General features: G+C 50.9%; 16 protein-coding genes. 2 read left to right on the top strand and 14 right to left on the bottom strand.

Going from position 1 to position 16,769, the window contains the following annotated elements:
* Positions 1-41: 41 nt before the first annotated feature.
* The 7 genes from BUF15_RS11725 to BUF15_RS11695 all read right to left on the bottom strand — a co-directional run bounded on the left by BUF15_RS11725 (position 42) and on the right by BUF15_RS11695 (position 7,336).
* Positions 42-1,364, bottom strand: coding sequence for an APC family permease (locus BUF15_RS11725; protein ID WP_073613673.1), 1,323 nt, complete (start codon positions 1,362-1,364; stop codon positions 42-44).
* A 220-nt stretch (positions 1,365-1,584) separates the two neighbouring features.
* The gene (locus BUF15_RS11720) at positions 1,585-2,469 is read right to left on the bottom strand and encodes a metal ABC transporter permease (protein WP_234981160.1); all 885 of its coding nucleotides are present in this window, start codon (positions 2,467-2,469) and stop codon (positions 1,585-1,587) included.
* Positions 2,429-3,208, bottom strand: a complete 780-nt coding sequence (locus BUF15_RS11715) for a metal ABC transporter ATP-binding protein (RefSeq protein WP_073613672.1) — start codon at positions 3,206-3,208, stop codon at positions 2,429-2,431. Before BUF15_RS11715 ends, BUF15_RS11720 begins: the two co-directional genes overlap by 41 nt.
* On the bottom strand, positions 3,205-4,098 hold the full coding sequence (locus tag BUF15_RS11710; RefSeq protein ID WP_159441286.1) for a metal ABC transporter solute-binding protein, Zn/Mn family: 894 nt from the start codon (positions 4,096-4,098) through the stop codon (positions 3,205-3,207). Before BUF15_RS11710 ends, BUF15_RS11715 begins: the two co-directional genes overlap by 4 nt.
* Before the next feature lie 12 nt (positions 4,099-4,110).
* On the bottom strand, positions 4,111-4,380 hold the full coding sequence (locus BUF15_RS11705; protein WP_073613671.1) for a hypothetical protein: 270 nt from the start codon (positions 4,378-4,380) through the stop codon (positions 4,111-4,113).
* A gap of 255 nt (positions 4,381-4,635) precedes the next feature.
* Positions 4,636-5,247, bottom strand: a complete 612-nt coding sequence (locus BUF15_RS11700) for a fumarylacetoacetate hydrolase family protein (RefSeq protein ID WP_073613670.1) — start codon at positions 5,245-5,247, stop codon at positions 4,636-4,638.
* Positions 5,248-5,311: 64 nt separating this feature from the next.
* Positions 5,312-7,336, bottom strand: coding sequence for an NADPH-dependent 2,4-dienoyl-CoA reductase (locus tag BUF15_RS11695; RefSeq protein ID WP_143170698.1), 2,025 nt, complete (start codon positions 7,334-7,336; stop codon positions 5,312-5,314).
* A 170-nt stretch (positions 7,337-7,506) separates the two neighbouring features.
* Here BUF15_RS11695 and BUF15_RS11690 point away from each other — a divergent pair, with 170 nt between their 5' ends.
* Positions 7,507-8,376 (top strand): radical SAM protein, encoded by an 870-nt coding sequence (locus tag BUF15_RS11690; RefSeq protein ID WP_073613669.1) that lies wholly within the window; start codon positions 7,507-7,509, stop codon positions 8,374-8,376.
* Between the two features lie 81 nt (positions 8,377-8,457).
* Here BUF15_RS11690 and BUF15_RS11685 read toward each other — a convergent pair whose 3' ends face one another.
* The 7 genes from BUF15_RS11685 to BUF15_RS11655 form a co-directional block, all read right to left on the bottom strand.
* The gene (locus BUF15_RS11685; RefSeq protein ID WP_073613668.1) at positions 8,458-9,705 is read right to left on the bottom strand and encodes an OmpP1/FadL family transporter; all 1,248 of its coding nucleotides are present in this window, start codon (positions 9,703-9,705) and stop codon (positions 8,458-8,460) included.
* A 265-nt stretch (positions 9,706-9,970) separates the two neighbouring features.
* Positions 9,971-10,375: an acyl-CoA thioesterase gene (locus BUF15_RS11680; RefSeq protein ID WP_073613667.1), complete on the bottom strand. Its 405-nt coding sequence runs from the start codon at positions 10,373-10,375 to the stop codon at positions 9,971-9,973.
* Positions 10,376-10,514: 139 nt separating this feature from the next.
* Entirely contained in the window at positions 10,515-10,826 is a 312-nt protein-coding gene (locus tag BUF15_RS11675; protein ID WP_073613666.1) for a hypothetical protein, read from the bottom strand.
* Positions 10,827-10,838: 12 nt separating this feature from the next.
* Entirely contained in the window at positions 10,839-11,753 is a 915-nt protein-coding gene (locus BUF15_RS11670; protein ID WP_073613665.1) for an electron transfer flavoprotein subunit alpha/FixB family protein, read from the bottom strand.
* 9 nt (positions 11,754-11,762) lie between these two features.
* Positions 11,763-12,536, bottom strand: coding sequence for an electron transfer flavoprotein subunit beta/FixA family protein (locus tag BUF15_RS11665; protein ID WP_073613664.1), 774 nt, complete (start codon positions 12,534-12,536; stop codon positions 11,763-11,765).
* A 50-nt stretch (positions 12,537-12,586) separates the two neighbouring features.
* On the bottom strand, positions 12,587-14,566 hold the full coding sequence (locus BUF15_RS11660; protein WP_073613663.1) for a heterodisulfide reductase-related iron-sulfur binding cluster: 1,980 nt from the start codon (positions 14,564-14,566) through the stop codon (positions 12,587-12,589).
* A 62-nt stretch (positions 14,567-14,628) separates the two neighbouring features.
* Entirely contained in the window at positions 14,629-15,774 is a 1,146-nt protein-coding gene (locus BUF15_RS11655) for an acyl-CoA dehydrogenase (protein ID WP_073613662.1), read from the bottom strand.
* A 355-nt stretch (positions 15,775-16,129) separates the two neighbouring features.
* On the opposite strand from BUF15_RS11655, the gene BUF15_RS11650 reads away from it, so the two are divergent.
* Positions 16,130-16,525 carry a helix-turn-helix domain-containing protein gene (locus BUF15_RS11650; protein ID WP_073613661.1) on the top strand — a complete coding sequence of 132 codons (396 nt, stop codon included), beginning with the start codon at positions 16,130-16,132 and terminating at the stop codon, positions 16,523-16,525.
* Positions 16,526-16,769: the final 244 nt, after the last annotated feature.

The raw sequence follows: 16,769 nt of genomic DNA, 5'->3' as shown, positions 1-16,769 counted from the left end.
TTATCAAAAATCATAGGTAATCGTTATGACAACTTATGTTCTCAGTGATCGCGTCTTTTGATAAAGGGCAAACCTGCAATGATAACCGTCACCGTCAGCAGAAAAAAGTGGATAAACATATCTTTCTGCACCGCACCCCAGATGATATAGAGCGAACCCATTCCGGCCAAAACCGGTGCCACGAACCGATCAAAGGGTCCCAGGCCTGTAAAACGCTTCATCACCCAAATATAGAGGGAGATGTAAATCACGTAAAGAAAAGCGATAGGTAATTCGGAAATATCCATGAACTGCCCAAACCATCCGGCAAAGTTACCATACCAGACCACCAGCCAAAAACAGGAGAGTACGAACCCTAACAGTGCAGAATTGCGGGTGCTGTTGGTGGCGGAATCCACAACTGCAAAAAACCTGGCCTGGGGTCCGAGACCGCGCGAAGCGATGGAAAACATGCCGCGGGATGCTCCCATAATAAGGCCGTTCAAGGTTCCAAGACAGGAAATGATGACAAAGACAGAGAGTAACGTCCCCCCCATACGCCCGAAAATAAGAGAAATGACCTGTACCGGGGCATTATCACCTGCAGCAATAACCTGATCATTGGAGAGCACCCCGGAAATTCCGAGATAATACAGCATATAGATGATCACCACCGCTGTTGAACCGAAAAAGAGTGCCTTGGGCAAGGTACGCTTGGCATCTTTGAGTTCGGCATTAATTGAGGTAGCGACAATCCAGCCTTCATACGCAAACGCGGTTGCCAGTGTAGCCACAGCAAGGCCGCCACCGCTCGACACGGTCTGAGCCGCATTGGCAAAACTGGAAAGGGTCTGCCCACTGGTGAGACCGGTAATAATCCCCACCACGGCCACAAGTGCCAGGGGAATGAGCTTTATAACCGTAGCGGAAACCTGCCACATGCCTGCCAGCACCGGCGAATAGATGTTCAAGAGGAAGAAGAAAATCATATAGACACACGCCAGCGACCATACCCCTTCTTTTGCCCCAATAAGATTAATTGAATAGTTGGCGGAAACCCAGGCCAGAACCGCCACCAGCGTCGGATAGTAGATAATGGTCATAAACCAGGCGACAAGATAGCCAGCGCGCTGACCATAGGCTTCTTCAAAATAATCAACCAGGCCGTTGACCTTCTCAATCCGGCTGGCGATCTTGGCGAAAACATAGGCGGTCACCACCATGATCGTGCCGCCGATCAACCACGCCAGTAACGCTGTCGGCAGGCTGCCACCGGAGGCTTTCAGAACATCATCGGCCTTAAAAAACACCCCAGAGCCAATAACGATACCGATCACCATCGCAATCGCAGTCCAGATACCATATTTTTTCTGCAGATTCTGCATGTCGCACCTCGCTTATTTTTGATTCACGCGTTATTAGCGCGTTACCATTCCAATACCAACCGTCGCGCCATGCTTTTAACGCAATTACGAGTAAATTTCGATAAATTTATTTTGATACGACAAAACAATCTCGACAAAAAAACGGCTGTAGTTTCAAAATGAAACCACAGCCGTCTACTGTCTGCTTATTGGGTTTAAAAGGATATAAAATCCTGTATTTTTAAATACTACGCGGTCGTAAAAATTTCATGCCCAACGCCACCAGGAGATACACCGCAGCGGCAATCACAATGATGACAGGACCGCTTGGCAAATCCAGCGAATAGCTGGTGGAAAGGCCGGCCAGGATAAAAATCGTACAGAGCAGGATGGCCAATACCATCATCTGCCGGACACTGCGGGCAAAATTTCCAGCGATGGCGGCTGGCAGGGTCAACAGGGCTATAACCATCACAATCCCCACCACCCGTACCAGCAAAACGATAGTCAGTGCCGTAAGACAGAGCAGTACCAGATAGAACCAGTGGGTATGAACACCACGCAAACCCGCATACTCTTCGTCGAAGCAGATGGCCAGAAAGGTGTTATAGAAGATTCCGATGGTGCCCACCACCAAAATATCAAGTAACAGTACCAGATAGATATCGGACTGGGTAATGAGGAGAATATTTCCGAACAGGTAGCTCATGGGATCCACATAGCCAGGAGTCTTGGCCAGAAAGAGCAGCCCGATGCCCATTCCTGCGGCCCAGAGTGCGCCGATGACACTATCTTCCCGCTGTTTGGCAAAAAGACTCACCAGCGAAAGAACAACCGCCGCGAGAAGCGCCACCACAATTGCGCCATGGAGAGGGCCAAACCAGCTGACGCCTTGTGCATTCTGCAGGTAAAGCCCAGCCCCCACCCCCCCCAGGATGCAGTGTGAAATGGCTCCGGCAATATAGCTTATACGCCGGACCACCACATAGGTACCGATAATACCAAACGGGATCGAAGCCAGGATACCGGTGATCACAGCATAGCGGACAAAGGGCAGGTCCGGATCAGTCAAGGCGGCAAGAAATTCAATCATGGCGGTGCCCCTCGCTGCTGCAGGTGTGGTCATGACGGATCATCCGAAAATCGCCGCCGTACATCTCCTTGATCAGTTCGCCGGTCAGTTCACTGGTGGGATGAATCACCACCCTCCTGTTTACACATGCGATACGTTTGAAAAATTTGGATGCGAAACCGACATCATGAGTAACCATCAAAATAGTCATGCGCTGATTGAGCTCACCCAGCAACTCAAAGAGATGGGATTCCGATTCCTGATCGATATTGGCAGTCGGTTCATCGAGAATGAGGATATCGCCACCAGAAGCAAGTGCCCGGGCAATCAATGCCCTTTGGCGCTGGCCTCCGGAAAGCGAAGAAAACGAGCGTTCGGCAAACGGTGCAAGACCAACTTCCCCCAACACATGCATTGTTCGGTCCCAGTCTTCGGTACTATAGCGCCCGGTCATGTTTCCACCCAATCGGCCCATGCAGACCACCTCTTTTACGGATATGGGAAACTGCCGGTCATAAACCGCATACTGTGGAACATACCCAATCAACTTCTTGTTTATTTCAGGTCGCTTGCCAAAGATTAATACCTCGCCGATTTCAGGCGTCAAAAGACCGATGATGAGCTTCATCAGGGTGGTTTTACCGCCACCATTGGGCCCGACAATGCAGACCGAATCAAATGGGTAAACCGCAAGGTTCACCTCGGTCAGAATCTGCCGGTCCTCGTAACCAAAGGAGAGGTCCGTAATGCTGATAGCCGGCTCCGATCTGTTATGCGTTTCGGAATGGTTCATTTTTTCAGCGCGTCCTCGATTTTCGTTGCCATCACCTGCAGGTTTGCCGGCACATCCTCGGCCAGCGAATCAAGCGGCACAACGCTGCCGCCGATAGCCGCTGCCACCGCCTGTGCCGCTTTTGGATCAAACTGGGGTTGAACAAAAATGACCTTCACCTGCTGCGCTTTGGCCTTGGCAATCAGTGCAGAAAGCTGCCGCGGTCCCGGTGACTTGCCCTCCAACTCCACCGGCTCCTGCACCAGGCCATAGGCGTTGCCGAAATAACCAAAGGACGGATGAAACACAAAAAACGAAGCGCCCCGATATGGTTTAAGCATTTCCAACAATTTTTGGTTCAGGGTTTCCAATTGCGCCTCAACAACCATTTGCTTACGCCTATACTCTTCACCATTAGCCGGATCTCCAGCCGCAAGCGTCTCTGCCACAGTACGGCTCATGATCTGCAGATTCACCGGTGAAAGCCAGACGTGCGGATCAAGTGGTTCCTCCCCATGAGCATCATGTCCAGAGCTATCGTGGCCACCATGTTCATGCCCATCTTCAACCATGACGACCTTTTCCACCTCACGGCTCATATCGATTACCGTCAGCCCTGGCGCCACAGCCTGCACCTTCTCCTGCAATCGTTTTTCGAATTCCATGCCCAGCGTATACCAGACCTTCGCTCTGGAAAGAGCAGCGACCTGTTTGGGACGTGGTTCAAAGGTGTGAGGGTCCTGACCAGCACGAACCAGCAGCTCAACTGAAACCAGCTCCCCACCAACGGCCTCCACCAGCCATTTCTGCGGCGGAATAGAGACAAACACCTTCATCGCCCCATAACTCGCAGAAACCCAGGCCAGCACCATCGTTATGACAGTAACAACAATCCATCGTTTCATAGTCATAATGGTCATCCATCAGTGATGTGATCTGTCGTTGTCAGTCTGACAGACAAAGTGTACCGCATCGCACTCCTCACATTTTTCCAGGGAGTGTACGGTAAGAAAGTGCTGCATATGGTTATGCTGTGCCGGGGTCAATGAGCCGGTGCCGTTGCAGAGTGGACACTGTTTGCCGAGTGCCTCTTCAATGGCCTTTCTGATAAACTCAGATTTGTTGGGAATCCGGTCCAGAACCTCAGCCAGTCCTTCATCTGTCTTAAAGGTAAAAACACGTTCTTTTTTCATTATTTGCGCTCCAGTGGTTAATGTATTACCAAGTAATACCCTGTTGGGAAAGTGTCAACTCCCAAGAAACTGAAGAACAGAAAGAGAGATGGTGGAATGAAAAAGATGAGCTCAAGGTCGACCTCGGGGAATACTGCATTGCTGCACCATTGAAGTCTTCGTAATTAGGCCTGCAACGATATCCGAGATAAACAGCGTTTGGGATGTTCCGAGCCGTGTATTGTCAAGCCTTTGTGAAAAAGTTCGGAACCCTTCTCAAACAGCCTGCCAGCACCCGGTAGTAAGTATTTCCTCGCCCTTCAACAGCCGCACTTCAAAATTCTCACCCGCCTGCACCACACCAACCCCTGCCGGAGTGCCGGTCATGATGATATCGCCATCTTCAAAGGTCATAAAGGTTTGCAGTTCAGAAAAAATCCGGCTTGGTTTATACATCATGAGATCTGTCGAACCGCTTTGACGAACTTCGTCGTTTATCAAGAGCTCCACCCCCAATTCAGTATCGGCGGAGGCCAACTGGACAAACGGACTAAAGAGCGCCGCACCGTCAAAAGCCTTGGCCCTTTCCCAGGGTAACCCTTTTGCCTTCAGGCGGGACTGCAACTCCCGCTTGGTAAGATCGAGACCACAGCCAACCGCTGCAAGTCTGTCGTTTTCTACCAGGTAGCAGATCTCGGCTTCATAGTGCAGCGGTTCCTGATGCACCGCTTTCAACTTCGTGGTAATAGCCGAATTAGGTTTGGAGAAAACCACCATCTCCGTTGGCACCTCATTGCCCAACTCATGGATATGCTCGACGTAGTTCCTGCCGATGCAGACGATTTTCGATGGAGTGACATCGCGATTTTCCACTCGCACTGTATTCATTGGATACTCCTTTGCCTTCAGCATCTCACCCCGGCCAGCAACAGACCGAGCGGGGAATGATCAATTAAAACGAATCAGCCAACGCAACCCCTTCGGCAATGGCGCGCTTGGCATCCACTTCGGCAGCCAATAGGGCGCCACCAATTAAATGATAGGAAAGAGCCGCAGTGTCAAGTTCTCGAGCTAAGCCCAGCTCCGATTCCTGGCCGGCACAGATGACGATGGTATCCACAGCCAGCAGTCTTTCCTGACCGTCCTGATTGATCCACAAACCATTTTTCTCAACTTTGAGATATTCAACCCCGATCCAGAACTTCACCCCGTTCTTTTTCAACTCCAACCGATGAATCCAGCCAGTTGTCTTACCAAGCCCCTGGCCAGGTTTTGTTTTTTTCCGTTGCAAGAGATGCACCTCCCGGCGCGGGGTTACGAAGCGGGGCAAGCCGAGCCCGCCCCGGTGTGCATATTCCTGATCAACACCCCAATCCGCCAGGAAATCTTCAACACCACCCGCCTGGGTATCATGGTGGAGCAGCAGTGCTGCGACATCGAAACCAATGCCCCCGGCGCCAATAATCGCCACCCTGTCACCCACTTCCCTCCGGCCCATGATCACTTCGTTATATGGGATGACATGGTCCATGTCGATTCCGGGGATATCAATTTTTCTCGGTACCACTCCGGTTGCCAGCACAATCTCATCATACCCGGTCAAATCTGACACTTGGGCGCGATGCCCATACCGCAATGTCACTCCATGCAAATCCAGCTGGTGTTGAAAATATCTGAGCGTTTCAGCAAATTCTTCTTTTCCGGGAATATTTCTAGCGAGCAGAAACTGCCCGCCCAGATTCTCCGCCCCTTCAAAAAGGGTCACTCTGTGGCCGCGCGCTGCAGCCGTGGCAGCGCAAGCCATGCCAGCTGGGCCGCCGCCGACGACGGCAATTTTCCGGGCTGTCTGTGCAGGGACAAACGGCATTTCGGTCTCATGACAGGCTCGCGGGTTAACCAGGCAGGAAGCTCGTTTTCGGGCAAAAATATTATCAAGACAGGCCTGATTACAACCGATACAGGTGTTTATTTCCTCTTCACGCCCTTCCGCGGTCTTTTTTACCCATTCAGGATCAGCCAGAAATGGCCGGGCCATGCTGACCATATCAGCGCACCCTTCAGCCAGGACTGACTCAGCCACCTCCGGCATATTAATTCTGTTGGTGGTGATGAGCGGCACTGTCACCTCTCCCATCAGTCGCTTGGTCACCCAGGCAAAACCTGCCCGCGGCACCACGGTGGCAATGGTAGGCACCCGTGCCTCATGCCAGCCAATACCGGTATTAATGATGGTAACACCTGCTTTTTCAAGCTCTTTTGCAAGCAGTACAATCTCTTCCCAACTGGAGCCATCCTTCACTAGATCGAGCATCGACAGCCGAAAAATAATGATGAAATCCGCTCCGACTGTATCCCTGATAGAGCGCACAATGGTCAATGGAAAACGAATCCGGTTTTCAAAAGATCCACCCCATTCATCCTCTCGCTTATTGGTTTTGGCAGCAATGAACTGATTGATCAGATACCCCTCGGACCCCATGATCTCGACGCCGTCATACCCAGCCTCCCGTGCCAGGACAGCACAGTTGCTAAAGTCATCAATTGTGGATCGAATCCCGCTTCCACTCAGCGCCCATGGACGAAAACGGTTGATCGGGGCTTTTAGTCGCGACGGCGCAACGCATAAGGGATGATAACCATATCGGCCCGTATGAAGAATCTGCATACATATTTTGCCACCCTCAAGGTGAACCCGATCGGTAATACGCCGATGTGAATTCACCTGAGAGTTACTACTGAGCCTGAGCGAAAACGGGGCCACCCAGCCGGCACGGTTGGGTGCTACGCCACCGGTGACTATAAGTCCCACCCCACCAGCGGCCCGCTGACCAAAATATTCGGCCATCTTATCAAACCCATCTTTTTCTTCCTCGAGGCCCGTATGCATTGAGCCCATGAGGATCCGATTCTTCAGAGTTGTAAAGCCGAGGTCCAGGGACTGGAATATACGGGGGTAGCGAAGCGGCATATCGTTCATATCATATTCCTTCGAGCAGATGGCAGGCGATAGCGCTGCAGGCCTGCACTTTTGGCGATGTAGGCTGAAGTGTTCCCGGCGATGCGTATTTTATCTTGCGAAGCAGTTCAACTGTACTATATAAAACACTCTGAACAAGTTTACCATTACGTTCAAGATAAGGTGAAATTATGGACTACCAGGGCAATATTTTCCGACCACCGAGTGAAGCCTACTCTATTCTCCTTCAGGTTACTACCGGCTGTTCCCATAACAAGTGCACCTTCTGCGGTATGTACAAGGGCAGCCGCTTCACGATCAAAGACGATGCCACCATCATGGCGGACATCGACTTCGCCGCCCGTCACTGCCGCCGGCAGAACCGTCTCTTTCTCTGCGACGGTGATGCACTGATTATTCCCCAGAAACGACTGGTAGCCATTCTCAGCGCCATAAAGGAAAAACTTCCATGGATTGAACGGGTCAGCAGTTACGCCAACACCAAGAGTATCAAAATGAAATCGGCAGAGCAACTCGAAGAACTCCGTCAACTTGGACTGACTCTCGCCTATATGGGTCTTGAATCAGGTGATGACGTCACCTTGAAGACAATTAATAAAGGTGCAGACTCGGCCCAGATGATTGAAATGGGCCGCAAAATCAAGGCCGCTGGCATTAAACTCTCTATCACTGTTCTTCTTGGCATTGCCGCCAAAGAACGATCACAGATCCACGCAACCGAGACCGGACGGGTGTTATCAGCCATCGATCCGGAATTTGTAGGAGCACTCAGCCTTATGCTTACCCCAAACACTCCTGCATACCATGAGCATGTTGAGGGCAAACGATATCTCCCGGGACCTCAGGAAATGCTTGAAGAGCTCGGCACCATGCTGGCTGCCACCCATCTCAGTCAAGGTCTTTTCCATGCCAACCATGCCTCCAACTACCTACCAATCAAAGCCAGGCTTCCCGAGGAAAAAGAACAGACTCTTGCCATGATCAATGCTGCTCTTGGGGGCAAAGTCAACCTGAAACCAGAGTATATGCGTGCCCTTTAACAAATGGTGACATGATAAAAAAAGCCCCCCATCATCATATGACAGGGGGCTCGAGAGTCGCAACCTCTCTTCCTCTTCTACTTAGAACTTATAGCTCATGCCAAAGCTGAGCAGAAATGCTGAAGCGTTGGTAAATTCACCGTTAACATGTCCGCCATCAGCTAAGTTATTCTCGTCTCTGCTCTCCTTGTAATCATAAAGAACGGCTACACCATACTCAAGCTGCTCGCTGTGCTTATAGCGAACACCACCTGAAAACAGCCAAGCATCGGAATCAGGTAACTCAAAGCCGATGGTATCACCAGGGACAGGAGTCTCGTCATAGGCTATGCCACCCATCAAGGTAACCTTAGGGTCAAGACGGTATTCTACACCCAGGCGGATGCAGGTAGAATCATCCCAATCCTTGTCGATGGTTGTATTCAAGGCAGGGTTCTGGAATTCCAGAGTAAGATCATCATATTTGGACCAGAAAGTTCTATCCAGGGTGAGATCAAATGTCCAGTCCTGGTAAGTGTAAGCGGTAGAAAAAGCCAAAACTGCAGGGGCTGGAAGTCCGGTTGAACCGTCCATGTTGATTGCCGCTGCCGGGTTAGCCATAGGATACAACGTCACATCGCCATCATCAAAATCAAGATCGATGTTTGAACGGTACGTAAGAGCAAAATTCCAGCTATCGTTTGGCTTCAGGTCCATTGCTAAATTATATCCCCACTCAGTAGTGTCACCAGTGAGTTTCATAGAAGCATAACCACGTGGGTCCGGGCTGTGAGTTGTCGTGGATAATTCAACCGGGTTAGTCATAAATGTGGATTTTGCATAAATAGCCCTCACACCACCGGCAACTGAGAACATATCGCTGAACTTATATGACACTGTCGGATTAAACTCAAAAACCTTCAGTGCAGCTTTTTCTGCAAAGGCCCGTGGATACATGTCGTCAGTCCAGCGCTTCGACAAACCATAGGAAGGGGTAGAAGAGAAGCCAAAACGGAAGTTATTGTAGTCTGGAGAAACAATAAAGAATGTCGGCAGGAAGAAATTTTCCTTATCCGACTTGCCATCAAACATTGCTGGGCCATCATCATCATACTCGACAGCTGTCAAATGCAGATACGTGGCGGTACCTTCAAAGTGCCATGCATCTTCCATGAATGCCATGCCGGCCGGATTAAAATAGGTCGTATCTGCGCTACTGGCAGACGCGATATTCGCACCGGATTTGGCGGTCGAATCCAGGGACTGCTCCGGAATACGATACCCGGAAGCCATTGCTGAACCAGCTGCAAATAATGACACCAAGGCCACGACAGAAATACTCTTTCTCATGCTCTTCTCCCTTCAATCAAATGATCCTTTTGCCCCAATTCAATGCGGACAGCCCCATGCCCCACGAGCTCTCTCAGACCCATGGAACACTCCACTACGTAACTTTAACGTACAGGTTAATCAAACATCGTACAACTGCCCTATATTATGTACGAATGTCTACAATAAATTACATAAATGTCAACTGAAATAACATCTGATATAACGGAATTATCCTGCAGAGACAGAGGCTTCCGGAAACAACCCCTGCCCATGCCATCATCAGCTAACGACGTTTTAATGACCGCAACTCCTCCAGCAGGTCCCCTTCCATCAGTACGGCACTTCCGCTTTTATCGATCACCACAAAAGTGACCAGCGCATCAGCTGCAACCTCATGGGTCTTTTTAAACAGTATTTCCTGTTTCAAAACAGCACTTTTGGTGTTAACCTTTTCGAAATCTGTCGCAACCACCACTGTTTCACCAACCACGACAGCCTTGCGATAATTCACGTTGATGTTAACGACAAGAAAACCCAGTCCCTGGGCTGCCCATTTGCGCAAATCGATTTTGGATTCAAGCGAGGCCCAACGGTCCTCCTCAAAAAACTCAAGGTAGCGGGCATTGTTGACATGACCGTAGAAATCGGCATGATAACCGCGCACCTTGATCTCTGTCAGATATTCCATACGCTCCTACCGTGATAAATTTTGTTACAACAAACGAATTAATCCAAAAACGTTACAGCACATTCTTCTTGATATACTATCTGGCGAAAAGCGGGTTACACGCCAATTGTGCAACCCGCTTAGTGCTGTATAAAAACAATCAGGACTCTTTCCCGAAACACTTTAAAAAAATCTGCAGTGCACTGGGGTTGTTGGACTTGATCGTACCCGACAGAAAATCCTTCATCCCGGGGCGATAACCATCCTGCCAGATTCTCAGGAAGAACTCGGGAGTCGTCTTGCAAACGCAATCGGCATTGTCAACCGTTTTTCCATCCGATACCAGGCAGCCGTCAAGAGCAAGCTGGACAGTTTTCTTTTCTTCTCCCAGAGAAAAATAGAAACTCATGGGCCCGGATAATCCGGCACCAACAAATTGTTTGGGTAAATTAGCAAAAATCGTCTCAAGCATGAAGGACCTCCCTTACAGCGCCTGCACCTTTTCAGTGAAAATCGGGACAAACTGCATCAAATCGGCGACAACCAGCACATCGGCAACCTCACCAATTGGCGCATCCTTATCTGTATTGATCGCCACCACAAACTCCGACTTTTTCATGCCGGCCAGATGCTGGATCGCCCCGGATATACCGCAGGCCACATAGAGTTTCGGCGCAACAGTCTGGCCGGTAGTCCCCACCTGACGGTTATGCTCGACCCAGGCGGAATCGACGACAGGACGACTGGCACCATACTCGCCACCAAGCGCCTTGGCCAGTCCGGCAATCATCGCCACGTTTTCCGGTTTACCGATGCCGCGACCGGCACTGACGATGATCTCAGCCTTGGTCAGATCAACGCCACCGGCAGCAGCAGCTTCATATCCCTCAAAAATCACCCGGCCCTCTGCGGTCATGGAGACCTTCTCGACCTGGGGAGCAGCGCTCAATTCCACAGGCTTGAAGGCACCGGCCTGCAGGGTGACCACAGTCTGGCCGGTTGTGCAACGGATTGAGCGGCGCAGCTTCGAGTTACAGGCGGGCACGACCAGCAGCTTATCCTGCACATCGACGACTTCGGAAACCTGGGCGGCCTGCATACCATACGCCAGCCTCGGGGCCAGATCCCAGCCGTACGACGAATGGGCAAGCGCCACCATGTCAGGCTGTTCTTTGGCTACCACTTCCAGGATCATTTTTTTATGGGCATCGGGATTAAACTCGCCGCAGGACGAGGCATCGGCCAGATAAAGTTTCCCGCCGTAGTTCGGCAGAGCACTGTCGCTCCCCGCCAGAAACATCACGATTTCAGCACCCATTTTCTCGGCAAAACCAAGCTGTTCGGTGTATCCGGTAAGGAGTTTGCCGTCCCTGTATTCCGCAATCAGTAATATTTTCATCGCTCCCTCCTACTTCAGCACGGTGGTTTTATCTTTCAAGATGGAGATCAACCGGTCAGCCAGTTCCCCTGCTTCGCCTTCCAGAACGAGACCGCCGCCTTTCTTTTCCGGGAAAAACATATTCGCGGTTTCCATCCGGGCATTCACCTTCAACAGCTCCGCCACCGGAATGGAAAGCAGTTCTTTCTTCTTTGCTTTCATGATATTCGGCAGTGTCGGATAACGCGGGGTGTTCAGACCGAGTTGACAAGTGACCACCGCCGGGGCCTGCACCTTGACCTTGGCCTTGATACCGCCTTCCAATTCCCGTTTGGCGATGATGGTACCAGCCTCATAACCAAAGTCGACAATGGTTGACACACTGGGTAGCTCCAGCATTTCCGCAACCAGCACACCTACCTGGCCGCTGCCGCGGTCCTGGGACTGCATACCGGTAAAGATGACATCAAAGCCTTTGTCCCGGGCATACTCGGCGATGATACCGGCAACCTGGAACGGTTCCTTGTTCCAGGCGGCATCGTCAGCGATATGAGCACCACGGTCACAGCCCATGGCAAGGGCCTTTTTCATGGTCTCTTTGACCTTGTCGCTGCCAATAGAGAGCACTGTCAAATCCGCATCACCAACCTGTTCTTTCAGGCGCACCGCCTGCTCCACTGCATATTCGTCATATTCGTTCATTCGCCAGGCCAGGTCCTGATTGTCGTACCAGGTGCCTTCTGCAGCGACTTTGAATTTTGATTCCATGTCCGGAACCTGCTTTATACAAACCAGAATTTTCATTATTTTCCTCCAGTTGCAAGTAAGAGAGTTTCCAATTCCAGGCCGGCAGTCTACAATCGCTCAGCCAGCAGTTCTGCAATATCTTTGGGTTTCAGTTTATCTTCAACACCTGCGCCTTTCACTCCATCCTCAAACATGGTGAGACAGAAGGGACAGTTGGACACCAGTACTCCGGCACCCGTGTCCACCGCCATATTGACTCTGCGGATGTTGATCCGCTCACCAATCTTTTCCTCAGCCATAATGCGACCACCACCTGCGCTGCAGCAGAAACCCTCGCTTCTGCTTTTTTTCATCTCACGAATCGTGCCGCCTGCGGCGGTTATCAGGGCACGAGGTGCGTCATAGACATCGTTATGACGGCCAAGATAGCAGGAATCGTGGTAGGTACAGTCAAGACCTTCACTTCTGATTTTCAGTTTTCCTGAGGAGATCAGCTGCTCCAGATAGACGGTATATGTCTCCACTTCCGCTGCCAATGCGAGATCGCGATAATCTTTTTGCAGGGTGTTGTAGCAGTGCGGACAAGTGGTGACGATCTTCTTCACCCCGTAACCGTTGATCAGTTCAACATTTTCCATGGCAAGACTCTGATAGAGGTACTCATTGCCCATCTTGCGCATCGGTTCCCCGCAGCACTTCTCTTCCTTGCCAAGGATGCCGACTTTTACGCCTGCGGCCTGGCAGAGCTTCACAAAGCTCTTGGCAATTGCGATGTTGCGCTTGTCAAAAGAGCCGTAGCAGCCAACGAAATAAAGGATATCGATCTCCGGGTCCTCAGCCAGAGTCTTGATGCCCAATTCCGCCGCCCAGTCTCCGCGCGAGGCATAACCAATGCCGAGCGGATTGCCATTCACCTCGGTCGCCTCCATGGCAGTCATCACCTCATCTCCGGGGAATTCGCCTTCCATTAGGACCATCGACCGACGCAAGTCAACAATCTTGCTCACATGTTCGATCGAGGCCGGGCAGATCTCCTGGCAGGCACGACAGGTGGTGCATGACCAGAGCACATCCTTACCGATAAGGTCGATCAGGTTGGCCTCGGAGTTGGTGAATGCAGCCTCACCGATCTGGTTCACTACCTTCATCGGCGACAACGGTTTATCCGTCGCCCATGCCGGGCAGCGATCCTGACACCGCTTGCAGAGGGTACAGGCATCGGCATCAAAGATGTCTTTCCAGGTCAGTTCTTTTACCTGTGTAGCGCCAAAGGTTTCTGAACTCTCATCTTCCAGGTCCAGTGACCGCAACTGACCCTTCGGACCACGGTCAGCAAAAAGATAATTGGCACTGGTAGTCAAGATATGGCGAAACTTGGTGAACGGGATGAGGGCAATAAATCCCATCACCATCAGGAGATGGAACCACCAGGTGAGCTTATGGAGTGTGCGCAGGGTGTCTTCACCCATCCAGGCAATAGACTGGGCCAGCAGATGACCTACCGGCGACCAGGAGGCCACGGGGGTACCGAGTTCAGTTACCGCCATACGGGTACCTTCGATCACAAAGCCGGTAAGCAGGATAAAGGTCATCAACCCGTGCATGATGGCGTCATCCTTCTTGGTCTCAAGGCCTTCGGGCCGAAAGAAATAGCGGCGGATAAAGAGCGCTCCCAGCATAACCAGCGATATCAGACCGGCAAAATCAAGAATAATAGAGAAAAGTTTGTAAAAGGTGCCCTTCAAGAATTTATAGCCGAAAAGAAGATCGGTGAAATCGGCCTGAAGAACGATCAGGGTAGTACCTATTAACAACAGGAAGAAGCCCCAGAAAAAGAGACCGTGAAAGAGCCCAGGCATCTTCACGCGGGTCACTTTTTTCTGCAACAGGACATTAACCAGCATACCACTGATGCGTTCGCCGAGATTGTCGGTCCGGTTTAAGGGTAGACCCTGCCGGTACACTTCGCGGCGCTGCAAGAACATTTTCACCACTACGGCGATTGCGACAATCACCAGCAGATACATAGGTACCAGAGTTGTCGCCCCATGCCCGACATTCCAGTAAATCTCGCGGGTAAATTCCATGACTCTCTCCATTTGGCTCCGTTTTTTCTCCCGCCTCTTCCCCTGCGCCCTCGCAAACGCTGTTAACGGGTTAAGGCAGATCCAATCACTATTCGCTGTACTTCACTCGTTCCTTCGTATATTTCAGTAATTTTTGCGTCCCGCATCATCCGCTCCACCGGGAATTCACGGGTGTAACCATAACCACCAAGAATTTGCACAGCCTGAGTAGCGACCTTCATGGCGGTCTCGCTGGCCATCAGCTTGGCCATCGCCGATTGCTGTGAATAGGAAACACCCTTACTGGCCCGATAAGCTGCGTTATAGACCATGAGTCGGGCCGCTTCGACCTGGGTCGCCATATCCGCCAGCTGGAACTGGATGCCTTGAAAACGACAGATGGGGCTGTCAAACTGTTTGCGTTCTTTGGCGTAATTCACAGCGGCATCGAGTGCCCCTTGGGCGATACCAAGGGCCTGGGAGGCGATACCAATCCGACCGCCATCAAGGGTCTTCATGGCAACCTTAAACCCTTCTCCCTCCTTACCCAGCATATTTTCTTTCGGAATGAGGCAGTTCTCAAAGACCAGCTCCATTGTGGGAGAAGAGCGGATACCCATTTTTTCTTCCTTTTTACCAAAGGAAAAACCGGGTGTTCCTTTCTCTATGACAAAAGCGCTGATGCCATGGTGTTTTTCAGCGGTGCGGTCGGTACGTGCAAAGACAATATAGGTTTCGGCTTCACCACCGTTGGTAATGAAGATCTTGGTGCCGTTGACCCGCCAGCCATCACCCTCTGGTACTGCGGTAGTTCTGGTACCGCCTGCGTCGGAGCCAGCCGAAGGCTCGGTCAGACCAAAGGCGCCCATTTTCTCGCCTTTCGCCAGAGGTGCCAGCCATTTATGTTTTTGCTCTTCTGTGCCAAAAAGGTAAATAGGATTGGCACCAAGAGAAAGATGGGCGGAAAGGGTAACTCCGGTGGAAGCGCAGACGCGGGAGAGTTCTTCAACAGCGATGGCGTAGCTGATATAATCGGCACCGGCACCACCGTATTCCTCAGGAAAGACGATGCCGGTCAACCCAAGCTCCGCCAGACGGCCAAACATTAATTCACGGTCAAAACGCTCGTTTTCGTCTCGCTCACGCGCCGAGGGAGCGACCTCTTTCTCGGCAAATTCACGAACCATATCGCGAATGAGTCCCTGTTCTTCCGTCAATTCAAATATCATGTTCTACTCCCCAAAATGATCAAACTGACATACCTTTACCCTCAACCTACAGTCCTATATATCGAGTGCTTACGTAAAGGTCAAGTTATTTTCATCCATCCGTTTGACACACAATTCAAACAGCCCATATAAAACCAATCACGCTACTATTTTTATTTGACATTGCCGAAGAGCATATGCTAATCAATCATTTATGAATTACGTAAAGGTCAACATGTGACCCGCAAACGAGAGACGTGAGTTGGAATAGGCCGCATGAATCAACCTCCATGTTGCCCATAATCGCGACAGCAACAGGACCCGTGATGTCGGCCGGGCACACTACCACTATCTGCCGACGACCAAGGAAGAGAATATGTCCCAGAAAAACGAACAGAATGTACAAATCGGTGAGCTAGCCAAACGGCTCAACATCACGACCCGGACAATACGATATTATGAAGAAATCGGTCTGATGGGACCCACCGAGCGCCTCGGCGGCGGAACCAGGACTTACAACCACGACGATGTTCTGCGCTTAAAATTCATCCTCAAGCTCAAGCAGCTTGGCATCTCCTTAAAGGACATCCAGGAACTGGCAGAAATTTTCGACATCAACGCCCAGAACTTCAACACCATCACTCCGAAACTTATCGAGATCCTCGACCAGCATATCACCACAGTTGATGAAAAAATGGCCAGCCTCTCATCACTCAGACAGGACATCGTTGAGTATCGCAGGCGCATCACCGATCTGCTGAACAGCAGGTAAAGTGAAATAGTAAAAGGTCCATAATCATTCGCTGAACCTGGCAGACCCCACCCTGCCCGGTTTTCCCACCCCATTTTTCTACGCCATCTTCTCAGTTCCTTCAGCATTTCAGCCTGAAGCTGCTCTCAGGAGAGAAGAGCCATTGTTGTCCTGCTTTTAGCCGATCACACCCAGTTGACAGAACAATCATAATCATTGATAATAAACCAGGTTTCCACTTTGACTGGTACCAAATGCCGGTTCT

This window comes from Desulfopila aestuarii DSM 18488 (assembly GCF_900143695.1).
Lineage (GTDB): Bacteria > Desulfobacterota > Desulfobulbia > Desulfobulbales > Desulfocapsaceae > Desulfopila > Desulfopila aestuarii.
The sequence above is the reverse complement of the archived record's forward strand: the minus strand, read 5'-3'. Positions and strand labels throughout refer to the sequence as shown.

Coding starts and splice junctions, on each gene's coding strand:
- BUF15_RS11670 (WP_073613665.1), bottom strand. CDS start 11,753: ATGAAAATATTACTGATTGCGGAATACAGGGACGGCAAACTCCTTACC.
- BUF15_RS11710 (WP_159441286.1), bottom strand. CDS start 4,098: ATGACTATGAAACGATGGATTGTTGTTACTGTCATAACGATGGTGCTG.
- BUF15_RS11685 (WP_073613668.1), bottom strand. CDS start 9,705: ATGAGAAAGAGTATTTCTGTCGTGGCCTTGGTGTCATTATTTGCAGCT.
- BUF15_RS11650 (WP_073613661.1), top strand. CDS start 16,130: ATGTCCCAGAAAAACGAACAGAATGTACAAATCGGTGAGCTAGCCAAA.
- BUF15_RS11655 (WP_073613662.1), bottom strand. CDS start 15,774: ATGATATTTGAATTGACGGAAGAACAGGGACTCATTCGCGATATGGTT.
- BUF15_RS11720 (WP_234981160.1), bottom strand. CDS start 2,469: ATGACCACACCTGCAGCAGCGAGGGGCACCGCCATGATTGAATTTCTT.
- BUF15_RS11695 (WP_143170698.1), bottom strand. CDS start 7,336: ATGAACGATATGCCGCTTCGCTACCCCCGTATATTCCAGTCCCTGGAC.
- BUF15_RS11680 (WP_073613667.1), bottom strand. CDS start 10,375: ATGGAATATCTGACAGAGATCAAGGTGCGCGGTTATCATGCCGATTTC.
- BUF15_RS11715 (WP_073613672.1), bottom strand. CDS start 3,208: ATGAACCATTCCGAAACGCATAACAGATCGGAGCCGGCTATCAGCATT.
- BUF15_RS11675 (WP_073613666.1), bottom strand. CDS start 10,826: ATGCTTGAGACGATTTTTGCTAATTTACCCAAACAATTTGTTGGTGCC.
- BUF15_RS11725 (WP_073613673.1), bottom strand. CDS start 1,364: ATGCAGAATCTGCAGAAAAAATATGGTATCTGGACTGCGATTGCGATG.
- BUF15_RS11700 (WP_073613670.1), bottom strand. CDS start 5,247: ATGAATACAGTGCGAGTGGAAAATCGCGATGTCACTCCATCGAAAATC.
- BUF15_RS11690 (WP_073613669.1), top strand. CDS start 7,507: ATGGACTACCAGGGCAATATTTTCCGACCACCGAGTGAAGCCTACTCT.
- BUF15_RS11705 (WP_073613671.1), bottom strand. CDS start 4,380: ATGAAAAAAGAACGTGTTTTTACCTTTAAGACAGATGAAGGACTGGCT.
- BUF15_RS11665 (WP_073613664.1), bottom strand. CDS start 12,536: ATGAAAATTCTGGTTTGTATAAAGCAGGTTCCGGACATGGAATCAAAA.
- BUF15_RS11660 (WP_073613663.1), bottom strand. CDS start 14,566: ATGGAATTTACCCGCGAGATTTACTGGAATGTCGGGCATGGGGCGACA.